The following is a 25,387-nucleotide window of genomic DNA, read 5'->3' on the forward strand; positions in this document are numbered from 1 at the left end:
ACCGAGTGCAGGGAGGATCAGCAGTTGGCAGCGACCAATATCTATGAGCGTCATTTGGACAAATGCCGGGCGAATTACACACCCTTGTCGCCCCTCTCGTTTATTGAGCGCACGGCGCAGGTTTATCCCGATTACCCGTCGGTCGTTTATGGTGAGCGGCGGTATACCTGGGCTGAAACCTATACCCGGTGCCGTCGACTGGCGGGTGCCTTGAATGCACGAGGTATCGTAAAGGGTGATACCGTATCAATTATCGCTGCAAACATCCCCGAAATGTATGAAGCGCATTTTGGTGTGCCCATGGCGGGCGCCGTTCTGAACGCCATCAACACGCGCCTGGATGCGCCGATAGTCGCTTTCATCCTGAACCACGCCGAAACCAAGGCATTGTTGGTTGATCCCGAATTTTCCGGCGTCGTGAAAGAGGCGCTGGAGCAGGTTGATCATGATATTCTGGTAATCGACATCGAGGATCCCAGCTTTGATGGTGGTGAAAGGCTCGGCAGCCTGACCTATGACGCCCTGATTTCAGGGGGAGATCCCGAGTTTGACTGGTCACTGCCCGAGGATGAATGGGACGCTATCACACTGAACTATACGTCCGGTACAACGGGCAATCCCAAGGGCGTGGTCTATCACCACCGCGGCGCTACCCTGAATGCACAATCGGATTTGCTGGACTGGGATATGCCCAAGCATTCGATATATCTGTGGACCTTGCCGATGTTTCACTGCAATGGCTGGTGCTTCCCTTGGGCCATGGCAGCCAATGCAGGCGTGTCCATCTGTCTGCGCGCCGTGCGTGCCGAACCTATCTATGCGGCATTCCGCTATGAGAAAGTCACCCATTTCTGTGGCGCTCCTATCGTTTTGAACATGTTGGCCCACGCGCCAGATGAATTGAAAGACTTTGACCATCAAATCAAGGTGATGACCGCGGGCGCTCCGCCGCCTGCCGCCGTGATCGAAGCGATGGAGGCGATGGGGGTCGAAGTCACACACGTTTATGGCCTGACAGAGACTTACGGGCCCTCGGTCGTTTGTGCGTGGAAGGATGAATGGAACGACAAGGGACCCGAAGACCGCGCCGCTCTGAAAGTACGGCAGGGCGTGCGGTATTCGGCGCTGTCTGGTCTGATGGTAGCCGATCCCGAAACGATGGAGCCCGTTCCCGCGGACGGCGAAACCATGGGCGAGATCTTTATGCAGGGCAATGTGGTGATGAAAGGGTATCTCAAGAACCCTGATGCCACGGATGGGGCCTTCAAGGGCGGCTGGTTTGCATCCGGCGATTTAGGCGTCATGCACCCGGATGGCTATATCGCGCTCAAAGACCGTTCCAAGGACATCATCATTTCAGGCGGCGAGAATATCTCGTCCGTCGAGGTCGAGGGTATCCTCTACAAACACCCGGCAGTCATGGAAGCGGCGGTTGTGGCCCGGCCAGACGAGAAATGGGGCGAAACCCCCTGCGCTTTTGTTGAGCTGAAGCCTGACGCGACCGCGACCGAGGCAGAGCTGATTGCCTTTTGCCGGGACAACATGGCCCATTTCAAAGCGCCCAAGACCGTGGTGTTTGGCACCCTGCCGAAGACTTCAACCGGTAAGGTGCAGAAATTCGTTCTGCGGGATCAGGCGCGGGCGCTGGGCTGAAGCTTGGCAAAGATCGACAGGTCCAGATCCAGCATTTCACCCATCCAGATCGCGCGATCGCGGTGATCGGCCAGATGGTCGCCGGTTTCCGGGTGGGTGAAAACCGAAAGGCCCCGCCGGTTCAGCATCAACCACGGAGTGACCTGATCAAAGGCATCAGCCGCAAAGCTCAACTGGCAGCTCCAGCGCGGGTGGGGGCCGACATTACGGCAATGCATGCGCCCCATCTGGACGGGGAACAGACGGGCGGCCTCTTCGCAGACTTGTTGTGCCGTGTTCTGCGTGTCGGCTTCAAAATAGACATGGGCATGGTAGCCGGTGATCTCGGGCATCAGAACCTCTATTGCTTTGATGAAACAAAGCTAAGTCCGATCGGGCCAGACGCCTAGGCGCACAAGCACACAGGATCTGTGCAAGGTTATTGGGGTGCTTGCGCTTCAGGATGTGCTGCGACAAATGCCGGGTGACCGGCGCAGGCCTTTTCGACCTCCAACAGACGGGGCATGTCCGATAAATCGACCTTCCACCGGCGCGCGTTGTAGATCTGCGGGATCAGGCAAATGTCAGCGAGGCCGGGCTGCGAACCAACACAATAGGGGGTTTGTTCAAACTCACCTAACATGGTCTCAAAGGCCTGCAATCCCGGCCGGATGAAGTGCCGCATCCACTCTCCGGGCATATCGGATGGGTCTTTGCTGAGGGCGGTCGCATGTCGAGCAACTGACAGGTTGCAAACAGGGTGAATGTCCACCGCAATCGCATAGGCCAGCGCCTGCACGCGCGCGCGCCCCGCTGCATCGTCGGGCAGAAGGTTCAATTCACGTGTTCTGTCCAGATAGTCGAGAATGGCCAGAGATTGCGTCAGCCGCTGCCCGTCAATATCCAGAACCGGAACGAACCCTTGTGGGTTTCGCGCGATATGTGCGTCACCCTTGTGTTCGCCATCCACCAGGTCGACGACAACCGCGCGATAGTCGATCCCGGCCAGATTCAGGGCGATCCGCACCCGATAGCTGGCCGAGGAGCGCCAATAGTCATAAAGGACGACTTCGCTCACATTCCAATCCGTCAATTGTCGGTCAAGGCGGCGGCGCGAATGGCGTCAGACAACACCTGTTCGTCGCCGATGTGATTGGCCAGCACCAGAACCAGTCGGGCGTTCAGCGCGTCGCTGTCGGCTTTATCAAGCCCTTCATGCGCAGCCAACAGCTCGGCATAGAAGTCGTCAGCATTGTCGATATTCGGGGATAGGATCAGGTCAGACATCGCGCTTACTCCTTACCACAGGCTCTGCGGATCGCATGCCGGAAACTGTTTTCTTCATAGCTGTCCCGTCGCGCCGCCACGTGCTGATCGGGGCGGATCAGATAAACTGCGCTGGCTGCGTCGCCCAGATAGCGACGTTTCAGCGCCAGGGTCAGGTCATCCTTGACCGACAGCGCCAACCGCGTGACCTCAACCCCGTCTTCTTCCAGCACCTCCGGGGCATCTGCGTCAATTGTCAAAAGGGTGAATTTGCCTGCCAGTCTGGGCAACAGGAACTCATCACCCAGCGGCGCGTCCGGGCAGGCCGAGCCGGGGCGTGTCTCGGCAGGGCCATCCAGCGCGTCGGCAGAGTTCAGCGAAGAGCTGTCATAGGTGCAAGGTTGACTCAGGCGTCCTGAATTCACCAACGGACGGGCAAACTCGTACTGCTCGCTCAGGTCCAGAACCGCATCCCGCAGAACCCGCGACATCTCGGATTTCGGAGTGATGAAATCGGTCGAACGGCTGGATTTCTGGATGTTCTCATCAGCCCCGTGCACGCGTTCCGCGTTGTAGCTGTCCAGCAGGCTTTCGGGGGCTTTCCCATCCAGCACCAGTTTCAGCTTCCAGCACAGGTTGTCAGTGTCCTGCATGCCGGAATTGGCACCGCGCGCGCCAAAGGGGCTGACCTGATGCGCGCTGTCGCCTGCGAAAAGGACTCGTCCTTTGCGGAAGCTTTCCATGCGGCGACACTGGAATGTATAAATCGAGACCCACTCCAGCTGAAACTCGACGTCATCCCCAAGCATTGCCTTGAGGCGCGGGATCACATTCTCGGGGCGCTTTTCGCGTTCCTTGTCGATGTCCCAACCCAGTTGCAGGTCAATACGCCAGACATTGTCGGGTTGCTTGTGCAGAAGCGCGGATTGCCCGCGATTGAACGGAGGGTCAAACCAGAACCAGCGTTCCGAGGGGAAATTGGCATCCATGATCACGTCCGCGATCAGGAAGTTGTCTTCGAAAACGCGCCCTTCGAAATCGATACCCAGCATCCGCCGGGTGGGAGACGCCGCGCCGTCGCAGGCGATCAGCCATTCGGTCTCGAGTGTATAAGGGCCTTCGGGGGTTTCGACTTCCAGCCGAACGTGGTCTTCGTGCGTACCGATCGCCTCAACCTTGTTGCGCCCGCGAATTTCGATCAGCGCGCCGTCTGCCTGCAACTCGCGAACACGTTCTACAAAGTAGTTTTCAAAGTGGTATTGCTGCAGGTTGATGAAGGCCGGGTTGGCGTAACCTTCGTCCGGTTGCAGGTTGAATTCATAGACCTGACGATCATCGAAAAAGACCTTGCCGCGGTCCCAAAGAACGCCTTTGTCGACCAATCGCTGACCGCAACCCAGCCGGTCTGCAATTTCCAGCGTGCGTTGGGAAAAACAGATGGCACGGCTGCCAAAACTGACCTTGTCGTTCTCGTCCAGAACCACGACTTCGACCCCCTGTTGGGCCAGATCGATAGCGGCGGCCAGACCAACCGGGCCCGCACCGATCACGATGACCTTGCGCCTGACGGGCATCGGGCTGTCCTGATCCGGGCTGCGTTCATATCCGTATAGCGGCGTTTCAAAGATCTTGTTCATGGGCTCCCCCCAAACAGATGCACCGATGTGCTGCATATCCTGTCCCCCGGCGACGGGCGCCGGAGGCCTTGGCTTATGGTTTCATCGAATCCCGCCGCAAAAAACGATCTGGATCAAACTCGACCGTTTTTCGTCAACCTTGCAGAGCCTCCCACATCTCCAGATCGCGCTGTGCGGTCCAGATACGGGGCGTGTCGATGCCGCGAGCTTCGTCATAGGCGCGAGCCACGTTGAACGGCAGGCAGTGCTCGTAGATCGCGTAATCGGCAAATTTGGGGTCACATTCCGCTCGGACTGCATCCCATGCTTCCTTCAGACTGCCGCCACGTGCCGCAACTTTGGCCGCCGGGCGGTAGGTGCTTTCGACAAAATCGCGGGTATTTTCAATGGCCGCATTCACCATATCCCTGCCGACCAGCGCATCGCCGCGCCCCGGTGCAATGGCGTCGACATCGAACCACTTGATCTCGTCCAGCGTGTCACCCCAGTCGCTGAAATGCCCATCGCCGCAATAGCAGGCCGAGTGATACTCGACGATATCGCCGGTGAACATCACGTTCTGATCGGGCACATGGATGACGATATCGCCTGCCGTATGCGCGCGGCCCAGATGCATCAGGTCGATCCGGCGGTTGCCCAGATAGACGGTCATCGTATCGCTGAAGGTGGTGGTGGGCCAGGTCAGGCCGGGGATGCTTTCGTGCCCTTCGAACAGGCGCGGGAAACGCTGGAATTCGCTGTCCCAATCTTCCTGACCTCGCTCCACGACCATGGCGCGGGCCATGTCCGACATCAGGATCTGCTGTGCGCCGAACGCGCTTGCGCCCAGAACACGTACTGCGTGGTAGTGGGTCAGGGCCACATGCGTGATCGGTTTGTCGGTGACGGAACGCACGCATTCGATCACCTTGTTTGCCAGACGCGGAGTCGCCTGCGCCTCGACTATCATCACGCTGTCGTCACCGATGATCACACCCGAGTTCGGGTCGCCTTCGGCGGTAAAGGCATAGAGCCCTTCTCCGACTTCAGTGAAGCTGATCTTTTTTTCCGACATGTCCCCCTGGGACGCGAATGCTTTGGCCATGGTGGGTTCCTTATCGTGTATATGGGTTTTCAAGAGCAGGCAGAACGGTGCCGACACACTCACCGAAGCCGATCGTGTAGCCGTCGCCACTGGCCGCACCGGTAAGGGTCAACGTGTCGCCATCCTCGATGAAGCTGCGGGTTTCACCGCTGTCCAATGTCAGGGGTTCCTTGCCGCCCCAGCTGAGCTCCAGCAGCGAGCCGCGTTCAGGTTTGGTTGGCCCGGAAATGGTTCCGGATCCCAGCAGGTCGCCCGTGTTCATGGGGCATCCTGATGTCGTGTGATGCGCCAATTGCTGCGCAGCAGAATAGTACATCTGGTTGTAGTTGGTCCGGGCAATCGTCGTGGTGGTTTGCCCGGCAGGTGCCATGGTGATCGCCAGATCGATGTCATAGAGCATCGGGCCGCAATCCTTGAGGTGATCCAGCAGCTCGAACTCGCGGGGCGGCGTGTCACAGCGGAATGGCTCGAGGGCCGCCTTGGTCACGATCCATGGGCTGATCGAGGTGGCCGTGGCCTTTGCCTGAAACGGACCCAGCGGCTGGTATTCCCATGCCTGGATGTCCCGCGCGGACCAGTCATTCAGAAGCACGTAGCCGAAAATAGTGTCATCCGCTTCCTGCACGGTGATCGGACCATCCGAGGGTGTTCCGACAATCGCGCCCATCTCAAGCTCGATGTCAAAGCGACGGCTGGGCAGGAAGGCGGGCAAGTCCTGATCGGGGGCTTTCAGCTGACCCCAGGGGCGGCGAATTTCCGTTCCCGATACCACGACGGAGGATGCCCGGCCGTTATAGCCAATCGGAATATGCAGCCAGTTCGGCGGCAAAGCGTTTTCGGGCCCCCGGAACATGGTGCCGACGTTGAAGGCATGGTTTCGACCTGCATAAAAGTCGGTGTATTCGCTGACGGCGAAGGGCAGATGCATTGCAGCGTCTTCTTGTTTGACAAGCAGAGGTTCGACCTTGGCTTGCTCGTCTGAACCTTCGGCCAGAATGCTGATAAGCCGTTCGCGCAGCGCGGTCCAGACGGCTGGACCTTCCTCCATCAGAGGGTTCCAGAACGGCATGTCGAACAGTGGCTCATCGGTCAGGGAGATCAAGCCCTCGGCCTCGGCTGCGGTAATGTCAAGGATCATGTCACCGATGGCCACGCCGCAGCGCGGATCATCACCTTCGGTTGAGAAGACGCCGTACGGAAGGTTGTTCAGTGGGAACGGATGTGTCGCGTCATTGGCCGACGCAACCCAGGAAGTCATTAAAGGCATATCTTGCCCCTGTTTGTTATGTTCTAAGAGGTTCTGAAGGATTTTAACTCCGGAACAGCGATTGCAATAGCACGAAGCCGCCTCGGTTGTGGCACATCGTATGTGAGGGGCGCGTCACTGCACACCGGTTGCCGAGGAATGTTAGCTCAGCAACCGGTTCAATTCCACGCCAGCAGAACGGCTGCAATGAAAGTGAACCAGTGGGCGGCTCATTTCTTGCCCGGCGTCCCGTCGAACTTTTTCTCAAGGGATGTCCAGCAGTCGATGTAGTCATCCTGCAGTGGCGCTTCGGTGGCAGCAAACGGGGTCAGGTGCTGTGGGAAGCGGGTTTCGAACATGAACGACATCGTCTGATCCAGTTTGTCCGGCCCCAGATTGGAATATGACGCCTTGTCAAAAGCTTCCCTGTCAGGGCCATGCGGGATCATCATGTTATGCAGGCTAGTCCCACCCGGCACGAAGCCCTGCGGTTTCGCGTCGTACTGACCGTAAATGTTGCCCATCAGCTCGGACATGATGTTCTTGTGGTACCATGGCGGGCGGAAGGTATCTTCCATCACCATCCAGCGTTCACGGAACAGGACAAAGTCGATATTGGCCGTACCCGGCTGGCCGGACGGGGCCGTTAGAACGGTAAAGATCGACGGGTCGGGATGGTCAAACAGGATCGCGCCGACGGGGCAATAGTTGCGCAGGTCGTATTTATAGGGCGCATAGTTGCCGTGCCATGCCACGACATCCAGCGGGCTGTGGCCGATCCTGGTGGTGTGGAATTTCCCGCACCATTTGATTGTCACGGTAGAAGGGGTTTCACGATCTTCATAAGCCGCCACCGGTGCCTTGAAGTCGCGCGGATTGGCCATGCAATTGGCCCCGATCGGCCCGCGACCCGGCAACTCAAATTTCTGACCGTAATTCTCGCAGACAAAGCCGCGCGCAGGGCCTTCCAGAACCTCAACCCGGTACAGCAAACCACGCGGAATGATCGCGATTTCCTTTGGCTCCAGGTCAATGATTCCCAGTTCTGTCGCAAATCGCAGGCGCCCTTCCTGTGGCACAACCAGCAATTCGGAATCTGCCGAGAAGAAATAGTCATCGACCATGGATTCCGTGACCAGATAGATGTGGCTTGCCATGCCGACCTGCGTGTTCACATCACCTGCGGTCGTCATGGTCCGCATACCCGTCATCCAATTCAGACCTTCATCGGAATACGGGATGGGATCCCAACGGTACTGACCAAGGCTGATCACATCCGGATCAATACATGGGGCCGATTTCCAGTAGGGCAGATCGATTTTTTCATAACGATGCGAGTGCTTTACGGATGGGCGAATACGATAGCACCAGGTGCGCTCAGGTGGGTTGGCGGTAAAGGCCGTGCCACTCAGCTGCTCTCCGTAAAGACCATAGTTGCACCGTTGCGGGCTGTTCATCCCTTGCGGCAAGGCCTCGGGCAGGGCCTCGGTCTCAAAGTCGTTCCCAAAGCCGGGCATATAGCCTGCGTGAGTTCCGACAGGCGTTGCAGCCTGTGTCAGCGTATGCGGATCAGTCGGACGATTCATTGCGTTTTCCTCCGTTTGCTGCTTGTCGGTTAATAGTTGATTTTGTAACTAACAAGCATGACACACGATGAATCCGAAAAAAATGATGACTTTGATTTGCAGAATTTTCTGCCCTTCCTGCTGAATCAGGCTGCCGAACGGGCTTCGCTTGAGTTTCAGGCTGTTTACAAGGGCCGCTATGGGATGCTCAGAACCGAATGGCGGGTGTTGTTCCATTTGGGGCTGTTTGGCGAGATGACCGCCAAGGAAATCGGAGAGCGCGCCAGAATGCACAAAACCAAGATCAGCCGTGCGGTCGCCAAGCTGGAAGAACGTCGATATCTGAAACGCACGCGGGACGAAGCGGATCGGCGAGCGGAATGGCTGACACTGACACCGGCAGGGCAGGCTGTGTATCGTGACCTGCGCGGCGTTGCTGCCAAGTACGATGCGAAACTGTCAGGCCTGTTCAAACCGGAAGAGGCCGCGTTGTTGCGTCAAATGCTGCAAAGGTTGGCCGGTTTGGACTGACCTATGGCAATTGATGCGTGCCGCCCCCAAATGGGGATCATGCTTGATACGGACATTAAAATGACCTCGCTAGATTCCGCTTCGGATTCCACACATTCTCTGATCGATTGGTTGGTTAACAAGGGGCTTGAGGGCGCCGGGCAAGAAGAGTTGTTGGAAGGGTTTTGTACCCGATTGGTAGATATGGGTGTTCCGTTGATGCGCTTTCATGCGGCGCAATCGACCCTGCATCCGGTCTATGGCGGCACCGGTTACAGCTGGTACAACGGCGCGGGTGGCGAATCCGAGACGTTTGAATACACGGACACGCCCAGCGAAGTTTGGCAGCGAAGCCCTCTTTATGCGCTGCTAAACGAAGATCTGGATGAAATCCGGGTCAAAATGGTCGAGCACAACGAACCCAGCCGCTTTCCCCTGCTGAACGATCTGCGTGAAATCGGAGCAACCGATTATTATGCCACCGGCCTGTCTTACGAAGGAGCGAAACAACTGCGCCCCGACGGCACGAAAAAGGTCAGCGATGGCGTTCTGATGTCCTGGACCTGCGACGCACCGAACGGATTTGAAGACAGCGATCTGAACCGAATACACACTGTACTGCCGCATCTGGGGCTGGCGCTCAAATCCGCAAAGAACCAGGAATTGGCCAAGGATCTGATGCGGGTTTACCTGGGGCGGGATGCCGGTCGCCGGGTTCTGTCGGGTGAAATTCGGCGCGGGTCCTTACAGCAAATCGATGCGGTGATCTGGAATTTCGACCTCGAAGGCTTCACCACGCTGTCCGAAGACCTGCCAGGGCATGAGATCATCGATATGCTGAACGACTATCTGGCTGTTGCCGTGGGTGTGGTGCATGACAAGGGCGGTAACATCCTGAAATTCATGGGCGACGGGCTGATGGCCATGTTCGATGTCGGAGAGATCGACGAAGACGCTCGCGCTGCGCTGAGCGCCGTGCCTTTGTTGCAGTCCCGCATGGATGAACTGAACGCCAAACGCCGTGCGCAAGGCCTGCCTGTGGCAAACTATACGCTGGCGCTACACTCCGGCGAAATTCTCTATGGCAATATCGGGTCCGAGACGCGGCTGGACTTCACCGTGATCGGCCCGGCTGTAAACCAGGCCGCCCGCATCGCGGGCATGCACCGGTCTTTGGGTCAGAGAATCCTGATCTCGGACGACGTCGCCCGCGCTGCACGACCCTGCGCGCAGGAACTTGTCTCGGTCGGTCGCTACATGCTGCGGGGTGTGAATGAGCCGAAAGAGCTGTTTACGGTATACAGTCCCGGCGAACCATCAGGAACCGAGTGAAACTGCGGCTATTACGTTCAGCATTTCCGAACCTGAAGGACTAGATGGAACGTCTTGGTTTAGCTGGGCATGAGCGGCGGGTTAGCCCGGACGTTCAAGAATAATGCGGCCTTAATCCAATAGCTGCTTTGAGCTTCCAGCGGAGGTCGTGGCAAGACTGCCGGGAGGCTATCGTAGGGCGCGAAGAGGGCTTCCATTGGCTTCAGAAAATTGTTGATGCTACGTTGACCTGATTTGGAGGATGCATGACCGACCTCAATGATTTTGAAAAGATGGAGCGCGAAGGTTGGGCCAATCCAGCTATCGCCAAGGGTTATGCAGATGGGTTCGACCGAGCTACGCTCGTTGTGGCGCAAAGGCTTTCGGATGCAGTTTCGGCTGGACCTAAATCAACGGTTCTTGATCTATGCAGCGGGCATGGTGTGGTCGCTGCAGAACTCACGTCAAGAGGCGCTACTGTAACCGGGCTCGACTTTTCTGCGGCAATGATTTCCCTTGCGCAAGCAGCTGTGCCGGACGCTTCCTTCATTCAAGGAGATGCGATGTCAATGGACTTTGCCGATAAAAGCTTTGATGCTGTCACTATTGGTTTCGGCGTACCGCACTTTCCCGATCCCGAACGTGGTTTGGCGGAAGCGGCAAGGGTATTGAGACCGGGAGGGCATATCGCATTTTCAATCTGGAGAGGGAAAGGATCAGATGGTGCATTCGGTTGGTTGTTCGATGCGGTTGGACGTCTGGGCGACCCCTCGGTCACATTGCCCTTCGGACCTGATGCTCATATGCTTGCGGACCGCGCTGCTGCTGAAACTAAAGTCACCAAAGCGGGATTTGCAGAGGTTCAGTTGATCGAGGTGCCGTCAGAACTGCATGTGCAGCAACCTGAAGACTTGTTTGATGCCTTTGACCAAGGTGCCGTTCGCGCAGCATCACTTTTGGGAGCGCAGCCAGTCCTAAAACGAGATGCAATTCGCTCTGATCTGGCGGCACGTACTCGCTCTCAAGGTATTAAACACAATGGCGGTTTTCTGGTCCCGGCTCCGTCCGTCATCGTTTCGGCCGTTCGCCGCTGACTTTAGCAAACTCTTTGTGATTATGCGCGTGCAGCGACTGGCAAGTTTGTCCCGCTAGCCGGTTTTGATATCCCCTGAACCGACCGGATGACCTGCTGAAACCGTCAGATGAACAGTTCAAGCCAATTCGGCAGAGGCTGCAATTCGCGCCTTTGTCTGGTTATCGATACGCTTTGCCGGCCGCGAGACAGCTTCGGGTTTCTTAGGCTATATCTCTCCATAACAAGTGGGAGAACTGTATGTGCAAGTTTAGAAATGCCCATGCCGCTGATGCGGATCGCTGCTTCGAAATCGAGACCGCGGCCTACGAAGGTGAAGAGGCTGCGACACACGCCAAAATCTGCAGACGGATTGAGACCTACCCCGATGGCTTTCTGATCCTTGAAGTGGATGGAACGGTCGTTGGCTTTATCAACTGCGGATGCGCTCATGAGGTTGAAATGTCTGACGAGGAGTTCAAGGAACTTATCGGCCACGACCCTGACGCGCCCAATGTGGTCATCATGTCCGTTGTCGTAGACCCGACCGAACAAGGCAAGGGCTATTCAAGGTCTCTGATGGATGAGTTTGTCAGGCGAATGCAGCAGATGAACAAGGCAACGATCCATCTGATGTGCAAAGAGCATCACGTGTCGCTTTACGAGAAGCTGGGCTATAGCTATCTGAGACGCTCTGCCTCCGACCACGGAGGAATGGCATGGCATGAGATGAGTATGGGACTTTGAAACAAAACTTACTGTCTCTCAGCTAAACGGACATATGGCCCTCCAAGCGGAACGGCAACTTTGTCCGCAGAGCGGCCGCCGAAGCAGCATATCAGAAATCAATCTCCACACCCGGCAGGTTCAGCTCTTTCATCATGTCGCGCAGCTCCTGACGGGCGGCGATGTTCGAGATGTTCAGCTGTTTGACACCGATGTCCTTGAGGTCCAGCAGGGTAAGGCCACGGGGAAACAACTCGCGGAAAATAACCCGCTCGGAAAAGCCCGATGCGACGCGAAAACCGATGCGCTGCGACAGCATCTCGATCGCGCGCTGCATCTTTTCCTTGTTGACCATGCGTTGTGTACCGACGCGGTTGCGAACGACGACCCAGTCGATGGGCTTTAGTCCAGCCTGCGCCCGCAACTGTCGTGCGTTCCAGACCATCTCGGAATAGACAGAGGGGCCAAGGATCTTCTCACCCTGCGAGTCGATCCGTGCCAACAGGTCGAAATCAATGAAGCTGTCGTTCAGCGGGGTGATCAGTGTGTCGGCCAGCGAATGCGCCACCTGACTGAGCCGGGTATGAGACCCCGGGCAGTCGATCAGAATAAAGTCGCTGTCGCTTTCCAGTTGGGAAACGGCGGCAGACAGGCGATGGTCATAGATATTCTCGCCCGGTTTCAGCGTGGCGGCATCAATCTCGGGCAGGTCGTGATGGCGCGGGCTTGGCAGAGTCAGGTCCGAGCTTTTGAGGAAGTTGTTGCGGTTCTCGAAATAGCGTCCCAGACTGCGTTGACGCAGGTCCAGATCCAAGGTGCTGACCTTGTGCCCCAATCGGGCCAGTGCGGTTGCCACATGCATCGACACGGTCGATTTGCCTGCGCCACCCTTTTCGTTCCCGACCACAATGATATGTGCCATGCTTGTATTCCCAAGTCTCGCCGTGCTTCACTACACGTTGTTGGTGCCCACTATATGTTGTGTCGACCGCGATGAAAAGAACCTCAAGCGGCGCTTTCGGGCAATATCAGACTCTATTTGGGAAAACCTAACGCAGAACACGGGTTACACAGGGCGCTTGCCAATGCAATGACGCTGATTCACTGTCGAAAAACGGTTTCGGCTAGGAGAATTCTGCTTGGAGCACCTGTTCCTGAACGTATTAAACGTGGTTCTGCCAGTTCTGATCTGCGCTGGTATTGGCTATGTTCTTGCCGTGATTCAGGCCCCATTTGACAACAAGGTCATTGGCGGGATCGTTTCGAAAGTTGGCTATCCGACACTGATCATTTCTCATTTGTCGACCACCAAACTGGCCGTAGGCACGTTTCTTGACATGATGACCGCCGCTGCCCTTGCGGTGGCCGGTTTCGGCGTTTTGGGGTATGTCGCGCTCAGGAGTCTCCGCTTGCCGGTGCGCGCGTTTCTGACACCATTGATGCACGGCAATGTCGGCAACATTGGCCTGCCGATCACTCTGCTGGCGCTGGGTGATGCAGGTATGGCCTACACCATGGCGTTCGTGGTGGTGGTGCTGATCAGCATCTTTACCGTGGGCATGTGGATTCCCGCCGGAGAATTCTCAGCCAGGAAACTGGCGACGTCCCCGATTATTTACGCCGTGGGGTTCTCTCTGATCCTGATGGCGACCGGGCAAAGCCTGCCACAACCGGTCGCAAAGTCCTTTGACATCCTTGGTGGGTTGTCGATCCCTCTCATGCTGCTGACACTGGGGCATACTCTTGCGACGTTGCAAGTGAAAAGCCTGGGCCGTGCTGTTCTGCTGACAGCGTTGCATCTGGCGATGGCCGTTGCAATTGCCAGCGTTCTGATCTGGTTGTTTGGTTTTACGGGAGCGCAACGGGGTGCTCTGATCCTGTGTTGCCTGATGCCTTCATCCGTGGCGACTTATCTGTTTATCGACCAGCATGTTCCGGAATACGGGGCAGATGTGGCCGGGTATATTCTTGTCTCCACGCTCAGCACAATCCTGGTGCTGCCGTTTGCCTTGTCCTACTGGATCTGACGCAGCCCTATGCGCAGGGTCAGAAATCGCTAAACTGATGAATAATCGTATCAAACAATCTTGGTTTGCGAGTGCTTAATGGGCGACGAGACCTCGGCAAATGTACCTCCGCAATCCGGCGCCCGCGTGGTGCTGGCCTTAACGGCAATTTGCATGACGGTCGTGGGGTTTAACACCACTGCTGTGACCACCATCTTGCCCAACCTCAAGGCCGAGTTCGATTTGACCCCGTCAGGATTGCAATGGGTGATGGCCGCGTATTCCGTGACCAGCGCGACGCTTGTTTGCATCGTTAGCCGGTTGGGGGACATCACCGGCAAGATGGGTGTTTTTTTCGTTGGCATGGTTGTCTTTGCAATCGGGTCAGCCTCGGCCCTGTTTGCTCAGGATGGGGCCATGCTGCTCATCGGGCGCTGCGCGCAAGGTGCAGGCGCGGCGGCGTTGTTTGGCACCTCTTTGTCACTGTTGACGGCAGCCACGCCCGAGGAGCAGCGCGCCAGCGTCACCGGAATCTGGGGCGCGATTGTCGGACTGGCGATTGGTGTAGGGCCTATCGTCGGCGGCGCATTCGGTCACTATGTCAGTTGGCGCGCGGTCTTTGCAGCCGACCTGGCTCTGCTGGCTTTGGCCTTTGCCATCGGTCTGCATGTCAGAAAACGGAAATATGTTCCCGAAACCCGTCTTGCCGACGCAAAGTTCGATTATGCAGGGGCCGTTGCCATACTGTTTTTCCTCGGGCCATTGTCCTTTGCGCTCAGCAATGGGGAAAGCGGTGGGTGGACTTCGCCTCTGACGCTGGTGCCTCTGGGCGTGGCGGCCGTGTCGACAATTGCCCTTGTCATCGTATCCCGCCGCAGCGACGACCCCCTGATCGAGCTTCGGTACTTTCGCCATCCGCGTTATTTGATGGCCGCGGCGGGGATGTTCTTTACCGGCTTCACGCTGTTCTGCTTCTTTGTCTATTTCAATACATTCGTCCAATCGCCCGATGCTTTTGGGTATTCGTCCATCGATGCGGGGCTGGCGATTATGCCGCTCAGCCTCAGCATGTTTGTGATATCTGTCACCGCGCCCCGCTTTCTTGCCCCGTACAGCTTTCAGTGGCCGATCGCGATTGGCCTGGGGGCAATGGCCTGCGGGTTCCTGCTGCTGACGACAACCACGAACACCACGCATTTTTCCGAAATCTGGTGGAAGCTGCTGATCGTCGGGGTCGGGCTGGGCATCTGCTTTTCGCTGTTGCCTCGTCTGGGTCTGCGCCTGTTACCCGAGCAACATGTCGGGCAGGGTTCGGGGGTCATAAACGCCTGTCTCTATTTCGGAGCAACACTTGGCGCCGTGGTCGGAGGTCTGGCTGAAGCAATCACGAAACGCCGCGGTCTGTCCGAGGTGATCGACGCGTTGCCTGCCGGGTCAACCCAGCGCGAGGATCTGGCCCATGCGCTGACACATGGAGCGCCCAGCCAGATACAGCAATTGATCTCGGAGATGGATCCGGCAACGGGAAGTAAATTGGCGAAAGCCCTAAGGGATATGCAGGACAACGCCTTTAACAGTGCCATGATGGTTGCAGCGATCGCGGCGCTGGCCGGGATGACTCTGGCACTCATGCTATTGCGTGGACCAGTTCCCCCTCCCCACAGTGCAGCGGACTTGACGCGCAAACCGCGATAGCCTTGTCCCTAACCTCCGAGGTACACCCCTTTATGAGGACGAAAAAAGACCTTCTGATCGTGCAGCTTGCCCAGAAGTTCGTGAATGCGCCGCAATGTGTCTTCACGGTTGGTCCTGCTGTTCTCTGGTTCGTCCAGTGCAGCTTGTGACAACGAAGCGATCGAACCGCGCAATGCCGTTTCAATCAGATCCATGTCCTCGACCGATAGCTCGATCATGTCGTTGTACTGGGGCATGTCCGGGTCTCCGTGGAAGCTGGGCGTTGGTCACCCGGAGTGTAGCATCACTGAGCCTGTGCCCAAACGCATCTTGTCCGGTTTGTCCGGTGTCGCGTCCATAAGACACATGGAAGCTTACAAAAAAAGGCCGCCCCCAAGGGACGGCCTTTCGAATTCGAAACCAGTCAGACTTAGAAGCCCAGACCTTCGTATTTCTTTTTGAACTTCGACACGCGGCCGCCAGCGTCCATCAGGCGCGACGAGCCACCGGTCCATGCTGGATGCACGGAGGGGTCGATTTCCAGAGCCAGCTGATCGCCTTCGGCGCCCCAGGTGGACTTCATCTGAACCACGGTGCCATCGGTCATTTTGACGTCGATGACGTGATAATCGGGATGGATGTCTTTTTTCATCTTTCCGTTCCTTACGCTTCGGCGCCAGCCTTGGGCTTGTAGTTGGTGACTTCTGCGATACGCGCGGATTTACCACGGCGCGAGCGCAGATAGTACAGTTTGGCGCGGCGAACGCGGCCACGGCGGACAACGGTGATGCTGTCGATGTTGGTCGAATACAGCGGGAACACACGTTCCACGCCTTCGCCAAACGAAATCTTGCGAACGGTGAACGAACCGGCAATGCCATTGCCGTTGTTGCGCGCGATGCAGACGCCTTCATAGTTCTGCACACGGGTGCGCGACCCTTCGGTCACCTTATAGCCGACACGGATGGTGTCACCCGCTTTGAAGTCGGGGATGTCTTTCCCCAGGGCGGCAATCTGTTCCGCCTCAAGCTGTGCGATAAGATCCATCGCAGGTACTCCTATATGCTCGTGGTTGGTCCACGAAGTTTGGGCACGGCCTGAGAGCTCTTGGTCTTCACCGGGTCCTGCATGCAGCCCGCCAGAGGTCAGATCGAATGTTCCTTTGGTCTGGTTTGATCTGACACATCCCCGCCGAAGAAAGCCGAGCTTCAAGCCATGAATCAAACCAAAACACCGGAGTCGCAAATTGCGGCACCGGATTGCGGTCGTTTAAGGGTATTGTGTGCCGGGATCAAGGACAAATCGTATGGCGAAGCAGTGGGAATCCGCCTTTCGAAAATCCCACCGTTGCCACAGCAGTCAGATCAGGCATTCTGAAGGGAATTGAAAGAGCAGAAATTTCAGACAGGACCCCATGATGCGAATTGGACTTATGCTGACGATTGCAGCCGCTTTGCTTATGTCGTGTGGACGCGGCGGCCCGAAACCGCAGGTCGTGGAGCCCACGCCGGGCGTGGACAGGACAGCACCGTCCGTAATCTATCCTGATTTTGGTGACGCCGATCCACATGACTGGGAGGGCCGTCACCCTGGCTTGTATCCGATCCACGGGCTTGACGTCTCGCGCTGGCAGGGACCGATAGACTGGCGCACGGCCAAAGCTTCGGGCGTAAGCTTTGCGTTTCTGAAAGCAACCGAAGGCGGCGATGTGGCGGATCCATTATTCGACGACCACAGGCGCGGTGCTCAGGCAGCGGGCGTGCCGTGGGGGGCTTATCACTACTATTATTTCTGCCGATCGGCCCGGGAACAGGCACGTTGGTTCATTCAGAACGTCCCGAAAGGGGCAGATCTGCCGCATGTTCTTGACATGGAGTGGACGCCGCATTCCAAGACCTGCACGTTGCGGCCCGATGGCAGAACTGTCCGCGCCGAAGCGCAGCGCTTTTTGGACATTCTCGAACGGCATTATGGTCGGCGTCCGATTGTCTACACGACAGTGGATTTCTTTGCGGATACGGATATCGGGCGTTTGCCCAAAACCGAGTTCTGGTTGCGATCCGTCGCAGGCCATCCGCGTCAGGTCTATCCCCGCACGGTCTGGCGGTTTTGGCAATACACCGGCACCGGGCTGGTGCCGGGGGTTCAGGGTAGGGTGGACATCAACACGTTCAACGGCACCCCAGAGACTTGGGCCAGCTGGAAAGCGCGGCGCTAGTTTTGTGATGTTCCGTAGGTTTCGATAGTGCCGCCCCCGACCAGGTGGTCCAGCCGCCGTTCGCGTTCATCACCAAAGGCGTTTCGCACCCAGAACGACTCACCCGCGGTCAGTTCGCGCCGCTCGAAACCGCGTGCGCGTAGGCAGCGATCAACCTGATCGATTTCGCCCTGTTGCCGCAGCTCGTCCTGAAATGGCGCGGTGACGGCAGGCCCGATGATGATGCCCCAAAGCAGGATATTGGTTGCATAACCGCCGATTACGGCGCTGTTGCCGCCCTCGTCAGCTTCCTGAGAGCAGGAATCAACGGCAACCTTCGCAGAGTGCAGATTATGACCGGCTTGCGTCGGAACGGACATCCCAAGCGGTTTGGTGGTACAGGCGGAGGCAACCAATAAAGTGCCAAGCAGTAGCTTTTTCATAGTAACTTCAGTTTTACTTCTTTTTATCCCAAACCCCATGGAACCTAAGAGCGAATACATTGAGGTGTGATCAACTAAAACTGGCAATCTGACAAACCTAGAACCTTCGGCAACCCGGCCACATCATGCGGGCTTAGTCCTGAGATTCGGAGTTGGTTATGACATACTCTGCCCAGATATCAGGGCGCCGTTCGCGCGTGATTTCTTCTGCCATTTTATGGCGCCACCCCGCGATCCGGCCATGATGGCCCGACATCAGAATCTCGGGGATCGGGTGTCCTTTCCAATCTGCCGGACGGGTATATTGGGGGTGCTCCAGCAGACCCGAGGCAAAACTTTCCTCTTCGGTCGAAGCCTGATTTCCAAGAACTCCGGGAATCAGCCGTACTGTGGCATCAATCAGGGCTTGTGCCGCAATTTCGCCGCCGGTCATGACGAAATCACCCAACGACACCTCTTGCACGCCATAATGTTCCAAAACGCGCTCGTCCACGCCTTCAAAACGACCGCACAGAAGGGTAATGCCGTCACAACGGGCAAGATTCTGCATCATGCGCTGATCCATGCGGCGCCCGCGCGGGCTGAGGTAGATCAGCGGCCAGTTCCCTTGAACACCTGCCATCGCATGCTCGATCGCGTCACCCAGAACATCGGCCCGCAGAACCATTCCGGCGCCACCCCCGGCCGGGGTGTCATCAACGTTGCGATGTTTGCCTATACCGAACTGTCGCAGATCCACTGTTTCCAGTTGCCATAGCCCTTCCTGCAAGGCCTTGCCTGTCAGGCTTTCGCCAAGAACACCGGGAAAGGCGGACGGGAACAGAGTGATGATCTTGGTTTTCCAGACCCCGTGCAGGTCAGGACTCGGCGTCATCAGCTCGCGTGGTTTCAGGGCAGGACGGATTGCCTTACGGCCATGGGATCTGCTGGGTTTCTCTGTCATGTCTGGCGGGCCAGTTCGTTCTGTGCGGAGTGAATCAGTGCTTTCTTCTGGGCGATCATGGCGGTTTCGTCCAGCGAGGAACGGTTCAGAGCCAGGATTTCCAGCAGCACATCGTCGGAAAATGCAGGCGTGCTATGTGCAGGCCCGACAAGCTGTGCCGATTGTTCGGGCGGCAGGTTCAAAAATTCGGCCAACGGCGCACCTGCACCAAAGCGGTGGTTCTGCAACGCCTCCATCCATTCCGTTCGGACTGTGACAGACGGCAGCCGGTTCCTGACGGCGTCGGCGGTTTCCTGAAGGGATGGCAAATGGGCAAGGTCGGTCGAAAAAGTGTCCAAGTCCTGCACCATGCGTGATTTCTGCAAGTCATGGGCCCACAGGCTCCGCAGCCATTGATCGCGGTTGCGCAAGGACATGTAGATCGTGATGTCGGTCTTGTTGCCCAGGAACCGACGCCGAACGACGCTGACCAGAGTTTCCGCCAGTTCCGGTGCGGCCCCGTAACCTTCATGCTTATTCCTGCTGGGGCGCAAGCCTGCGAAGTTTTCTTCGCTCAGGATCAACCCCCGGTATGCACCGAAGTGCAGCTTGTCGAGAAACGCGTGCAGGTGACTCCCAAAACCCGCCAGGGTTGCATCCAGCCGATAAAGCGAATGACGCGTGGCCATCTCGCTTAAGCCGCAGTTGCGTGTTTTATAGGGAAGAACCAATGCGAAGCGGGGCCAGATCAGTTTCCGGTTTTCATGAAGGAAGGACTGTGCTGCGGTCATGCCTGTCTTGTGCAGGCCCAGATGCAACAGGACCCGACGCATCAGATCAGGCCTTCGGGCGGGTCGGCTACGATACGGCCTTGCTCCAAGTCCACTGTGGGTACAACTTGCATCGTGAAAGGTAGCAAAACCGTGGTTTTCAAGCCCGGCCCGTGCAATTCCAACAAGTCTGTCGCTCCATGGTTCTGCACGGATTTGACCTTGCCCAAAAGGGTGCCGCCGGTGTCATAGACGTCCAGCCCGATCAGATCGTTGTGGTAGAACTCGTCATCGGGCAGCGAAGGCAACTGGTCGCGCCTCGCAAAAAGGCGCAAACCATTCAGGGCATCCGCCTGTTCCTTGGTCTCAACGCCACCAAGGCGGGCCGCGAACCCGTTCTTGATCGTGCGCGTCAATACCACCGGATAACGTTCTTTGCCCGCTTCATCGGTCAGCGGCGAATAGGCCTCGATATCTTCGGGAACGGCGCAAAAACTCTTCAGTCGCACCTCACCTCGCACGCCATAAGACCCCGCAACTCTGCCGACGCAGATCAGATCACTCATTGGCTGCCCCTGTCGTCAAACATATCCCGTTTCTCCATTCGCCAAGCCCATTGCAGGCTTCGCGCTGGTTGTTGCGCTCAAAGAACACGCCTACAATAAAGGCGATCAGCAGCAGAATGGGAAGTCGTATCAATCCGAACATGAGGTCTTACCGTGTTTCGATCATCAGGCCCTGTGCCCGGTTTTCCCAGCCGACCTGTTCCAGTTCAGGCATGTCCGACATCTGCTCTGGCCTGCCAACACAGAAATAACCAATCAGACGCCAGGTCTCGGGAGCATTCAGATCGCGCATCATCTGGTCGGGATCCAGTATAGAAACCCAACCCAGCCCCAGCCCTTCCACGCGAAGTGAAAGCCAGAACAGGGTGATCGCGGACACGACAGAATAGCGCCGCATCTCGGGCATCGTACCGGCGCCAAGTCCCAGTCCCTTTTCGGTGCCGTCGTCGCAGAAGACGGCTAGCTGCACAGGCGCTTCTTGCATCCCGGACAGCTTCAGGCTGCTGTACAGCTGCGCCTTGTCACCCGAGTACCCAGCCAAAGCGTGGTCATTGGCGGTTCGAAAATTCTTCAGCGCTGCGGCCCGAGCCGCTTCGCTTTCGACGCGGATCACGCGCCAGGGTTCGCTGAGCCCCACCGAAGGGGCCAGTCGAAATGCGTCGAGGCAGCGCGCCAGCACTGCCTCGTCAATCGCCTCGGAGCGGAACCGGCGCACATCACGCCGGAGCCGCAACAACAGGTCGAACTGCGTGCGAAAATCGTCAGAAAAAGTTTGATCTTGCACGCGTCCGCCTGCTTATTCTTCTGCGGCGGCTTCTTCAGCCGGTGCAGCAGCCGCTTCAGCCGCCTTTGCCGCCTTTTCTTCCGCGCGCTCCTGGGCTTTCTTGCCCGGGGTGCCCTTGTTGGGGTTGTTGCGCTCTGCCTTATCTTTGGCACCGGCTGCTTCCAGCATACGAGCGATACGGTCGGTGGGCTGTGCGCCCTGATCCAGCCAGTACTGGATGCGCTCCATGTTCATTTTCACGCGCTCTTCGCTGTCTTTCGGCAGCAGCGGGTTGTAGGTGCCCAGTTTCTCGATGAAACGGCCATCGCGAGGCATACGGCTGTCAGCCGCAACGATGCGATAGAAGGGACGTTTTTTCGAGCCGCCGCGGGCGAGACGAATTTTCATTGCCATGGTGGTATCTCCTTTGAATGGCGTATCCGGCGTGGGTGCCGGTTAGTTCTGGTGTTTGTTGAACCGGAGGTTCACTCTTGATGCTTCCGGTGGTGTCGGATGACTTCCTGAATGATGAAGTTCAGGAAAGCCTTGGCGAAGTCGGGATCCAGATCGGCTTCATTCGCCAGGTCTTCTAACCGTGCGATCTGCGCAGCTTCGCGCGAGGGATCGGACGGGGGAAGGTCGTGTGCGGCCTTGAGCTTGCCAACGGCCTGCGTGTGCTTGAACCGCTCGCCCAGCGTATAGACGAGGATCGCGTCCAGTCGGTCGATGCTTTCGCGATGCTCTTTCAACAGCGTGGCAGCCTGTGTCACGGGGTTGGTCATTGGCCGGTCCTCTCGGTGGTCAAGTCTATCTGCGGGTGGCGCCAGATCTGAGCGTGCTTGCCCAGAAGTTCGGCATTCTCAAGCTCAAGCGTGGCACCAAGCCGTTCAGCCAAGGCGCGCGAACGATCATTGGCATGAGCTATGTATGAGATCACGCCGTTCAGGCCCTGATGTCGTGCAGCGTACGCGCGCGCAGCCTGGGCGGCTTCAAAGGCCAGCCCTTTACCTTCGGCTTCTTCCAGCAAGGTCCAGCCCAATTCCGGTTCCGCCCAGCCCGGCACGTAGATCATTCCGGCCCAGCCAACGAATGCCCCGCCAGCCTTTTCGGTCAGGTGCCAAAGGCCATAACCTCGCAGCGCCCAATGACCCAGTCGGTTCGACAATGAGTTCCAACATTCGAACGCATCCCTGGGGCCACCCACCATATGGCTGCGCTCGGTTGCGAAGAACACGGTCATCGCGGGCAGGTCATCCAGATGCGGGGCGCGCAGGATCAGGCGTTCGGTTTCAATGGTGGGGATGGTGAAAGAGGTCATGCGTAAGCCTCCATTCCGCCATTCACCAGATCCGAGGGTGCCGGGTGCCGCCAGATTTCGGACTTTCCGAACTTGGGGTGGTCATAGTGATACTCGAACTGCGCGCCCAGACGCTTGGCCACGGCCTTGCTGGCGTGATTGTCCAGGTCGATCAGTGAGATCGCGGTTTCCCAACTCAATACATCATAGGCATAGGTGCGTGCAGTCTGCGCGGCCTCGGTCGCATAACCTTTGCCGGTGGCATTGTTCAACAGAGTCCAACCTATCTCGGGTTCCGGCCAGCCTTCTGGAAACCAAAGTCCGATCCGCCCGACATAGGTGCCGGTGTCCTTTTCATCGACGCTCCAATACCCATAGCCGCGCATGGCCCAGTGACCCAGCAGCGAGGCAACCACCCGCCATACCTCATCCTTGCGCAGAGGACCGCCGACGAACTTCGCGGCTTCGCTGGCAAAGAAGGCAGTGTCCGCGTTGACATCAGCCTCGGACGGCGCGCGCATGATCAGGCGTTCGGTTTCCAGCGTCGGGATTGGCATCGCGAATGTCATTCCTGCCCCTCGCTGTACCGCCAGACATGCTGGGTTGGTCCAAAGGCGCTTTCTGCATTGGCATCACGCGCTGCGCCCAGTCGTTGTGCAAGCGCGTTCGAACGGGTGTTGGATTGCGAAACGTAGCTTACAAACTGCCCGGATCCGAGCAGGTCAAATCCGAAATCACGTACGGCGGCGCATGCCTCGGTGGCATAGCCCTGCATGCGGTGTTCAGCGCTGAACATATAGCCAAGTTCCGGTTCGTGATCGTCCCATTCCAGGCCCAGAACGACGAAGCCAATTGCGCGATCATCACTCTTTAGCGTGACCGAGAACAGCCCGTGACCATGCAGAAGCCAGCCCGAGGTATAATAGGAAAACTCGGTCCACGCGTCTTGCGCGGTATCACCAAAGCTGTCGTTGCAGATCGACGTCCACATCGGCAGGTCGTCCAGGGTGGGCACACGCAGAACCAGCCGCCGGGTCTGAATGACCGGCATGGCTGCGCGATATTGCGCTGCTGCCATCGCCGCCTTTCCGGACGGGGGCTGGGTGCAGCGTGCTGGCGTCACTTTTTCTTTCCGAACCCGCTTAGGCCCTGTGGCAGACCCATGCCGCCCGCCAGACCGGGCATCTTGCCGCCCATGGCCTTGGCCGCCTGCTCCAACGCCTTGGGATCCATTCCTGCGGCCATGTCCTCGGGGCTGGGGCCGCCTTTGCCGAACATGCCTTTCATGGCCTGTTTCAGCATTTTGCCTTTGCCCATCTTGCCCATCTTCTTCATCATGTCCGACATCTGCCGGTGCATCTTGAGCAGCTTGTTGAGATCGCTGACCTCCATCCCGGAACCCGCCGCGATGCGCTTTTTGCGGCTGGCTTGCAGCAGTTGCGGGTTGGCACGTTCGCGCTTGGTCATGGATTGGATCATGGCGATCTGCTGGCGCAGAATCCTGTCGTCCAGTCCGGCCTGATCCATCTGTTTGGCCATCTTGCCCATGCCCGGCATCATGCCCATCATGCCCTGCATGCCACCCATCTGGATCATCTGTTCCAGCTGCATTTTCAGGTCGTTCATGTTGAACTGACCCTTGACCATGCGCTTCATCATGCGCTCGGTCTGTTCCATCTCCATCGTTTCCTGGGCTTTTTCGACCAGGGCAACAATGTCGCCCATGCCCAGAATACGACCGGCAATCCGGTCCGGCTCGAAAGTTTCGAGCGCGTCCATCTTCTCGCCCAGACCGACAAAGCGGATCGGTTTGCCGGTCACGGCGCGCATCGACAGTGCCGCACCGCCGCGCCCGTCACCGTCCATCCGTGTCAGGACCACGCCCGAGATACCGACCTTGGCGTCAAACTCCTCGGCCACCTCGACGGCGACCTGACCAGTCAGGCCGTCGACAACCAGCAGCGTCTCACGCGGGTCGACCACGTTGCGGACCTGCTCGACCTCGTTCATCAGAACCTCGTCGATATGCAGACGACCCGCGGTATCCAGCATATAGACGTCGTAGCCGCCCAGCGTCGCCTGTTGCTTGGCGCGCTTGGCAATGTCTACCGGTTTCTGGCCCGGCACGATCGGCAGAGTGTCTACACCAACCTGCGTGCCCAGAACGGCCAACTGATCCATCGCCGCCGGGCGATAGACGTCCAGCGAGGCCATCAGGACCTTCTTGCCCTCTTTCTCTTTCAGGCGTTTGGCAAGCTTGCCGGTGGTCGTCGTTTTACCAGAGCCCTGCAAGCCGACCATCAGGATCGGCGCGGGCGGGTTGTCGATCTTCAGCGCACCCGGGTCTTCCTCGCCACGCAGGGTGTCAACCAAAGCGTCATGCACGATCTTGACGACCTGCTGGCCGGGTGTGATCGACTTGGTGACAGCCTGACCGGTCGCCTGTTCCTGCACCTTCTTGACGAATTCCCTTGCAACCGGCAGCGAGACGTCAGCCTCCAGCAGGGCAACCCGCACTTCGCGCAGGGCGGTTTTGACGTCTTCCTCGGACAGGGCGCCCTGTTTGGTCAGCCGGTCGAAGACACCAGAGAGGCGTTCGGATAGATTTTCAAACATGCCTTCGGCCTCCTTAGCCGGTTATCTCATGGCGCTTCTTAGATAAGAAACACCGGTTAAATGCACAATTGCCCCCACGGGCGA

The 25,387-nt window shown here is 57.7% G+C and carries 31 protein-coding genes; 8 read left to right on the top strand and 23 right to left on the bottom strand.

From position 1 onward, the window contains the following. The first annotated feature begins 24 nt into the window (after positions 1-24). Positions 25-1,653, top strand: a complete 1,629-nt coding sequence (locus AC2FJB_RS16100; RefSeq protein ID WP_496719570.1) for an acyl-CoA synthetase — start codon at positions 25-27, stop codon at positions 1,651-1,653. On the opposite strand, the gene AC2FJB_RS16105 is transcribed toward AC2FJB_RS16100, so the two are convergent. From AC2FJB_RS16105 to hmgA, 7 genes are all read right to left on the bottom strand, one after another. Then, on the bottom strand, positions 1,632-1,985 hold the full coding sequence (locus tag AC2FJB_RS16105) for a DOPA 4,5-dioxygenase family protein (protein WP_496719569.1): 354 nt from the start codon (positions 1,983-1,985) through the stop codon (positions 1,632-1,634). The genes AC2FJB_RS16100 and AC2FJB_RS16105 overlap by 22 nt on opposite strands. A gap of 86 nt (positions 1,986-2,071) precedes the next feature. Then, positions 2,072-2,710, bottom strand: a complete 639-nt coding sequence (gene maiA, locus AC2FJB_RS16110) for a maleylacetoacetate isomerase (RefSeq protein ID WP_496719567.1) — start codon at positions 2,708-2,710, stop codon at positions 2,072-2,074. 11 nt (positions 2,711-2,721) lie between these two features. Further along, a complete protein-coding gene (locus AC2FJB_RS16115; protein ID WP_117869932.1) occupies positions 2,722-2,919 on the bottom strand; it encodes a DUF2783 domain-containing protein in 198 nt (65 codons plus the stop codon). Positions 2,920-2,924: 5 nt separating this feature from the next. After that, positions 2,925-4,535 (bottom strand): FAD-dependent oxidoreductase, encoded by a 1,611-nt coding sequence (locus AC2FJB_RS16120; protein ID WP_496719565.1) that lies wholly within the window; start codon positions 4,533-4,535, stop codon positions 2,925-2,927. A gap of 133 nt (positions 4,536-4,668) precedes the next feature. Then, entirely contained in the window at positions 4,669-5,619 is a 951-nt protein-coding gene (locus tag AC2FJB_RS16125; protein WP_496719563.1) for an MBL fold metallo-hydrolase, read from the bottom strand. A 10-nt stretch (positions 5,620-5,629) separates the two neighbouring features. Beyond that, positions 5,630-6,886 (bottom strand): fumarylacetoacetase, encoded by a 1,257-nt coding sequence (gene fahA / locus AC2FJB_RS16130; protein ID WP_496719561.1) that lies wholly within the window; start codon positions 6,884-6,886, stop codon positions 5,630-5,632. 209 nt (positions 6,887-7,095) lie between these two features. Beyond that, entirely contained in the window at positions 7,096-8,451 is a 1,356-nt protein-coding gene (hmgA, locus tag AC2FJB_RS16135; RefSeq protein ID WP_496719559.1) for a homogentisate 1,2-dioxygenase, read from the bottom strand. Between the two features lie 57 nt (positions 8,452-8,508). Here hmgA and AC2FJB_RS16140 point away from each other — a divergent pair, with 57 nt between their 5' ends. From AC2FJB_RS16140 to AC2FJB_RS16155, 4 genes are all read left to right on the top strand, one after another. Beyond that, positions 8,509-8,961, top strand: a complete 453-nt coding sequence (locus AC2FJB_RS16140) for a MarR family winged helix-turn-helix transcriptional regulator (protein WP_117869928.1) — start codon at positions 8,509-8,511, stop codon at positions 8,959-8,961. A 60-nt stretch (positions 8,962-9,021) separates the two neighbouring features. Continuing rightward, positions 9,022-10,272 (top strand): adenylate/guanylate cyclase domain-containing protein, encoded by a 1,251-nt coding sequence (locus tag AC2FJB_RS16145; protein WP_496719557.1) that lies wholly within the window; start codon positions 9,022-9,024, stop codon positions 10,270-10,272. A 245-nt stretch (positions 10,273-10,517) separates the two neighbouring features. Continuing rightward, positions 10,518-11,345, top strand: a complete 828-nt coding sequence (locus AC2FJB_RS16150) for a class I SAM-dependent methyltransferase (RefSeq protein ID WP_299900381.1) — start codon at positions 10,518-10,520, stop codon at positions 11,343-11,345. 239 nt (positions 11,346-11,584) lie between these two features. After that, entirely contained in the window at positions 11,585-12,070 is a 486-nt protein-coding gene (locus AC2FJB_RS16155; RefSeq protein ID WP_299900383.1) for a GNAT family N-acetyltransferase, read from the top strand. Between the two features lie 91 nt (positions 12,071-12,161). Here the strand turns inward: AC2FJB_RS16155 and AC2FJB_RS16160 are convergent, their stop codons facing one another. Then, a complete protein-coding gene (locus tag AC2FJB_RS16160) occupies positions 12,162-12,971 on the bottom strand; it encodes a division plane positioning ATPase MipZ (RefSeq protein WP_117869926.1) in 810 nt (269 codons plus the stop codon). 217 nt (positions 12,972-13,188) lie between these two features. Between AC2FJB_RS16160 and AC2FJB_RS16165 the strand changes: the two genes are divergently transcribed. Both AC2FJB_RS16165 and AC2FJB_RS16170 read left to right on the top strand, forming a co-directional pair. Beyond that, the gene (locus tag AC2FJB_RS16165) at positions 13,189-14,076 is read left to right on the top strand and encodes an AEC family transporter (protein WP_117869925.1); all 888 of its coding nucleotides are present in this window, start codon (positions 13,189-13,191) and stop codon (positions 14,074-14,076) included. 78 nt (positions 14,077-14,154) lie between these two features. Beyond that, positions 14,155-15,750: an MFS transporter gene (locus AC2FJB_RS16170; RefSeq protein WP_496719554.1), complete on the top strand. Its 1,596-nt coding sequence runs from the start codon at positions 14,155-14,157 to the stop codon at positions 15,748-15,750. 8 nt (positions 15,751-15,758) lie between these two features. Here the strand turns inward: AC2FJB_RS16170 and AC2FJB_RS16175 are convergent, their stop codons facing one another. The 3 genes from AC2FJB_RS16175 to rplS all read right to left on the bottom strand — a co-directional run bounded on the left by AC2FJB_RS16175 (position 15,759) and on the right by rplS (position 16,776). Then, positions 15,759-15,986 (bottom strand): hypothetical protein, encoded by a 228-nt coding sequence (locus tag AC2FJB_RS16175; RefSeq protein WP_117869923.1) that lies wholly within the window; start codon positions 15,984-15,986, stop codon positions 15,759-15,761. A 173-nt stretch (positions 15,987-16,159) separates the two neighbouring features. Continuing rightward, a complete protein-coding gene (gene rpmE, locus AC2FJB_RS16180) occupies positions 16,160-16,381 on the bottom strand; it encodes a 50S ribosomal protein L31 (RefSeq protein ID WP_050605278.1) in 222 nt (73 codons plus the stop codon). 11 nt (positions 16,382-16,392) lie between these two features. Continuing rightward, positions 16,393-16,776, bottom strand: a complete 384-nt coding sequence (rplS, locus tag AC2FJB_RS16185) for a 50S ribosomal protein L19 (RefSeq protein ID WP_117869922.1) — start codon at positions 16,774-16,776, stop codon at positions 16,393-16,395. Positions 16,777-17,146: 370 nt separating this feature from the next. On the opposite strand from rplS, the gene AC2FJB_RS16190 reads away from it, so the two are divergent. Then, positions 17,147-17,947 carry a glycoside hydrolase family 25 protein gene (locus tag AC2FJB_RS16190; protein WP_205511819.1) on the top strand — a complete coding sequence of 267 codons (801 nt, stop codon included), beginning with the start codon at positions 17,147-17,149 and terminating at the stop codon, positions 17,945-17,947. Here AC2FJB_RS16190 and AC2FJB_RS16195 read toward each other — a convergent pair. From AC2FJB_RS16195 to ffh, 12 genes are all read right to left on the bottom strand, one after another. Then, positions 17,944-18,369 carry a hypothetical protein gene (locus AC2FJB_RS16195; RefSeq protein ID WP_117869920.1) on the bottom strand — a complete coding sequence of 142 codons (426 nt, stop codon included), beginning with the start codon at positions 18,367-18,369 and terminating at the stop codon, positions 17,944-17,946. The two genes, AC2FJB_RS16190 and AC2FJB_RS16195, sit on opposite strands and share 4 nt — an antisense overlap. A gap of 133 nt (positions 18,370-18,502) precedes the next feature. Continuing rightward, positions 18,503-19,312, bottom strand: coding sequence for a tRNA (guanosine(37)-N1)-methyltransferase TrmD (gene trmD, locus AC2FJB_RS16200; protein ID WP_496719551.1), 810 nt, complete (start codon positions 19,310-19,312; stop codon positions 18,503-18,505). Next, positions 19,309-20,124, bottom strand: coding sequence for a hypothetical protein (locus tag AC2FJB_RS16205; RefSeq protein WP_299900405.1), 816 nt, complete (start codon positions 20,122-20,124; stop codon positions 19,309-19,311). Before AC2FJB_RS16205 ends, trmD begins: the two co-directional genes overlap by 4 nt. Continuing rightward, entirely contained in the window at positions 20,124-20,627 is a 504-nt protein-coding gene (rimM, locus tag AC2FJB_RS16210) for a ribosome maturation factor RimM (protein ID WP_117869917.1), read from the bottom strand. The genes AC2FJB_RS16205 and rimM overlap by 1 nt, the downstream gene beginning before the upstream one ends. Continuing rightward, positions 20,620-20,769, bottom strand: a complete 150-nt coding sequence (locus tag AC2FJB_RS16215; protein WP_162896811.1) for a hypothetical protein — start codon at positions 20,767-20,769, stop codon at positions 20,620-20,622. The genes rimM and AC2FJB_RS16215 overlap by 8 nt, the downstream gene beginning before the upstream one ends. A gap of 6 nt (positions 20,770-20,775) precedes the next feature. Continuing rightward, entirely contained in the window at positions 20,776-21,411 is a 636-nt protein-coding gene (gene bluB, locus AC2FJB_RS16220; RefSeq protein WP_117869916.1) for a 5,6-dimethylbenzimidazole synthase, read from the bottom strand. Between the two features lie 12 nt (positions 21,412-21,423). Continuing rightward, complete coding sequence (rpsP, locus tag AC2FJB_RS16225) at positions 21,424-21,804, bottom strand: 30S ribosomal protein S16 (protein ID WP_496675954.1); 381 nt, start codon at positions 21,802-21,804, stop codon at positions 21,424-21,426. A 71-nt stretch (positions 21,805-21,875) separates the two neighbouring features. After that, positions 21,876-22,172, bottom strand: a complete 297-nt coding sequence (locus AC2FJB_RS16230) for a chorismate mutase (RefSeq protein WP_117869914.1) — start codon at positions 22,170-22,172, stop codon at positions 21,876-21,878. Then, on the bottom strand, positions 22,169-22,708 hold the full coding sequence (locus AC2FJB_RS16235; protein WP_117869913.1) for a GNAT family N-acetyltransferase: 540 nt from the start codon (positions 22,706-22,708) through the stop codon (positions 22,169-22,171). Before AC2FJB_RS16235 ends, AC2FJB_RS16230 begins: the two co-directional genes overlap by 4 nt. Beyond that, positions 22,705-23,256 carry a GNAT family N-acetyltransferase gene (locus AC2FJB_RS16240; protein WP_496719547.1) on the bottom strand — a complete coding sequence of 184 codons (552 nt, stop codon included), beginning with the start codon at positions 23,254-23,256 and terminating at the stop codon, positions 22,705-22,707. The genes AC2FJB_RS16235 and AC2FJB_RS16240 overlap by 4 nt, the downstream gene beginning before the upstream one ends. Next, the gene (locus AC2FJB_RS16245; RefSeq protein ID WP_496719545.1) at positions 23,253-23,810 is read right to left on the bottom strand and encodes a GNAT family N-acetyltransferase; all 558 of its coding nucleotides are present in this window, start codon (positions 23,808-23,810) and stop codon (positions 23,253-23,255) included. The genes AC2FJB_RS16240 and AC2FJB_RS16245 overlap by 4 nt, the downstream gene beginning before the upstream one ends. Continuing rightward, positions 23,807-25,303 (bottom strand): signal recognition particle protein, encoded by a 1,497-nt coding sequence (gene ffh, locus AC2FJB_RS16250; protein WP_117869910.1) that lies wholly within the window; start codon positions 25,301-25,303, stop codon positions 23,807-23,809. Before ffh ends, AC2FJB_RS16245 begins: the two co-directional genes overlap by 4 nt. Between the last annotated feature and the right edge of the window lie 84 nt (positions 25,304-25,387).

The organism is Ruegeria sp. CDSC085, assembly GCF_059610465.1.

Excerpts from the sequence above, each read along its gene's own strand:
- AC2FJB_RS16105 (WP_496719569.1), bottom strand. The coding sequence starts at position 1,985 with ATGCCCGAGATCACCGGCTACCATGCCCATGTCTATTTTGAAGCCGAC.
- AC2FJB_RS16115 (WP_117869932.1), bottom strand. The coding sequence starts at position 2,919 with ATGTCTGACCTGATCCTATCCCCGAATATCGACAATGCTGACGACTTC.
- AC2FJB_RS16120 (WP_496719565.1), bottom strand. The coding sequence starts at position 4,535 with ATGAACAAGATCTTTGAAACGCCGCTATACGGATATGAACGCAGCCCG.
- AC2FJB_RS16125 (WP_496719563.1), bottom strand. The coding sequence starts at position 5,619 with ATGGCCAAAGCATTCGCGTCCCAGGGGGACATGTCGGAAAAAAAGATC.
- fahA (WP_496719561.1), bottom strand. The coding sequence starts at position 6,886 with ATGCCTTTAATGACTTCCTGGGTTGCGTCGGCCAATGACGCGACACAT.
- hmgA (WP_496719559.1), bottom strand. The coding sequence starts at position 8,451 with ATGAATCGTCCGACTGATCCGCATACGCTGACACAGGCTGCAACGCCT.
- AC2FJB_RS16140 (WP_117869928.1), top strand. The coding sequence starts at position 8,509 with ATGACACACGATGAATCCGAAAAAAATGATGACTTTGATTTGCAGAAT.
- AC2FJB_RS16145 (WP_496719557.1), top strand. The coding sequence starts at position 9,022 with ATGACCTCGCTAGATTCCGCTTCGGATTCCACACATTCTCTGATCGAT.
- AC2FJB_RS16150 (WP_299900381.1), top strand. The coding sequence starts at position 10,518 with ATGACCGACCTCAATGATTTTGAAAAGATGGAGCGCGAAGGTTGGGCC.
- AC2FJB_RS16155 (WP_299900383.1), top strand. The coding sequence starts at position 11,585 with ATGTGCAAGTTTAGAAATGCCCATGCCGCTGATGCGGATCGCTGCTTC.
- AC2FJB_RS16160 (WP_117869926.1), bottom strand. The coding sequence starts at position 12,971 with ATGGCACATATCATTGTGGTCGGGAACGAAAAGGGTGGCGCAGGCAAA.
- AC2FJB_RS16170 (WP_496719554.1), top strand. The coding sequence starts at position 14,155 with ATGGGCGACGAGACCTCGGCAAATGTACCTCCGCAATCCGGCGCCCGC.
- AC2FJB_RS16175 (WP_117869923.1), bottom strand. The coding sequence starts at position 15,986 with ATGCCCCAGTACAACGACATGATCGAGCTATCGGTCGAGGACATGGAT.
- rpmE (WP_050605278.1), bottom strand. The coding sequence starts at position 16,381 with ATGAAAAAAGACATCCATCCCGATTATCACGTCATCGACGTCAAAATG.
- rplS (WP_117869922.1), bottom strand. The coding sequence starts at position 16,776 with ATGGATCTTATCGCACAGCTTGAGGCGGAACAGATTGCCGCCCTGGGG.
- AC2FJB_RS16190 (WP_205511819.1), top strand. The coding sequence starts at position 17,147 with ATGCGAATTGGACTTATGCTGACGATTGCAGCCGCTTTGCTTATGTCG.
- AC2FJB_RS16195 (WP_117869920.1), bottom strand. The coding sequence starts at position 18,369 with ATGAAAAAGCTACTGCTTGGCACTTTATTGGTTGCCTCCGCCTGTACC.
- trmD (WP_496719551.1), bottom strand. The coding sequence starts at position 19,312 with ATGACAGAGAAACCCAGCAGATCCCATGGCCGTAAGGCAATCCGTCCT.
- AC2FJB_RS16205 (WP_299900405.1), bottom strand. The coding sequence starts at position 20,124 with ATGCGTCGGGTCCTGTTGCATCTGGGCCTGCACAAGACAGGCATGACC.
- rimM (WP_117869917.1), bottom strand. The coding sequence starts at position 20,627 with ATGAGTGATCTGATCTGCGTCGGCAGAGTTGCGGGGTCTTATGGCGTG.
- AC2FJB_RS16215 (WP_162896811.1), bottom strand. The coding sequence starts at position 20,769 with ATGTTCGGATTGATACGACTTCCCATTCTGCTGCTGATCGCCTTTATT.
- rpsP (WP_496675954.1), bottom strand. The coding sequence starts at position 21,804 with ATGGCAATGAAAATTCGTCTCGCCCGCGGCGGCTCGAAAAAACGTCCC.
- AC2FJB_RS16230 (WP_117869914.1), bottom strand. The coding sequence starts at position 22,172 with ATGACCAACCCCGTGACACAGGCTGCCACGCTGTTGAAAGAGCATCGC.
- AC2FJB_RS16235 (WP_117869913.1), bottom strand. The coding sequence starts at position 22,708 with ATGACCTCTTTCACCATCCCCACCATTGAAACCGAACGCCTGATCCTG.
- AC2FJB_RS16240 (WP_496719547.1), bottom strand. The coding sequence starts at position 23,256 with ATGACATTCGCGATGCCAATCCCGACGCTGGAAACCGAACGCCTGATC.
- ffh (WP_117869910.1), bottom strand. The coding sequence starts at position 25,303 with ATGTTTGAAAATCTATCCGAACGCCTCTCTGGTGTCTTCGACCGGCTG.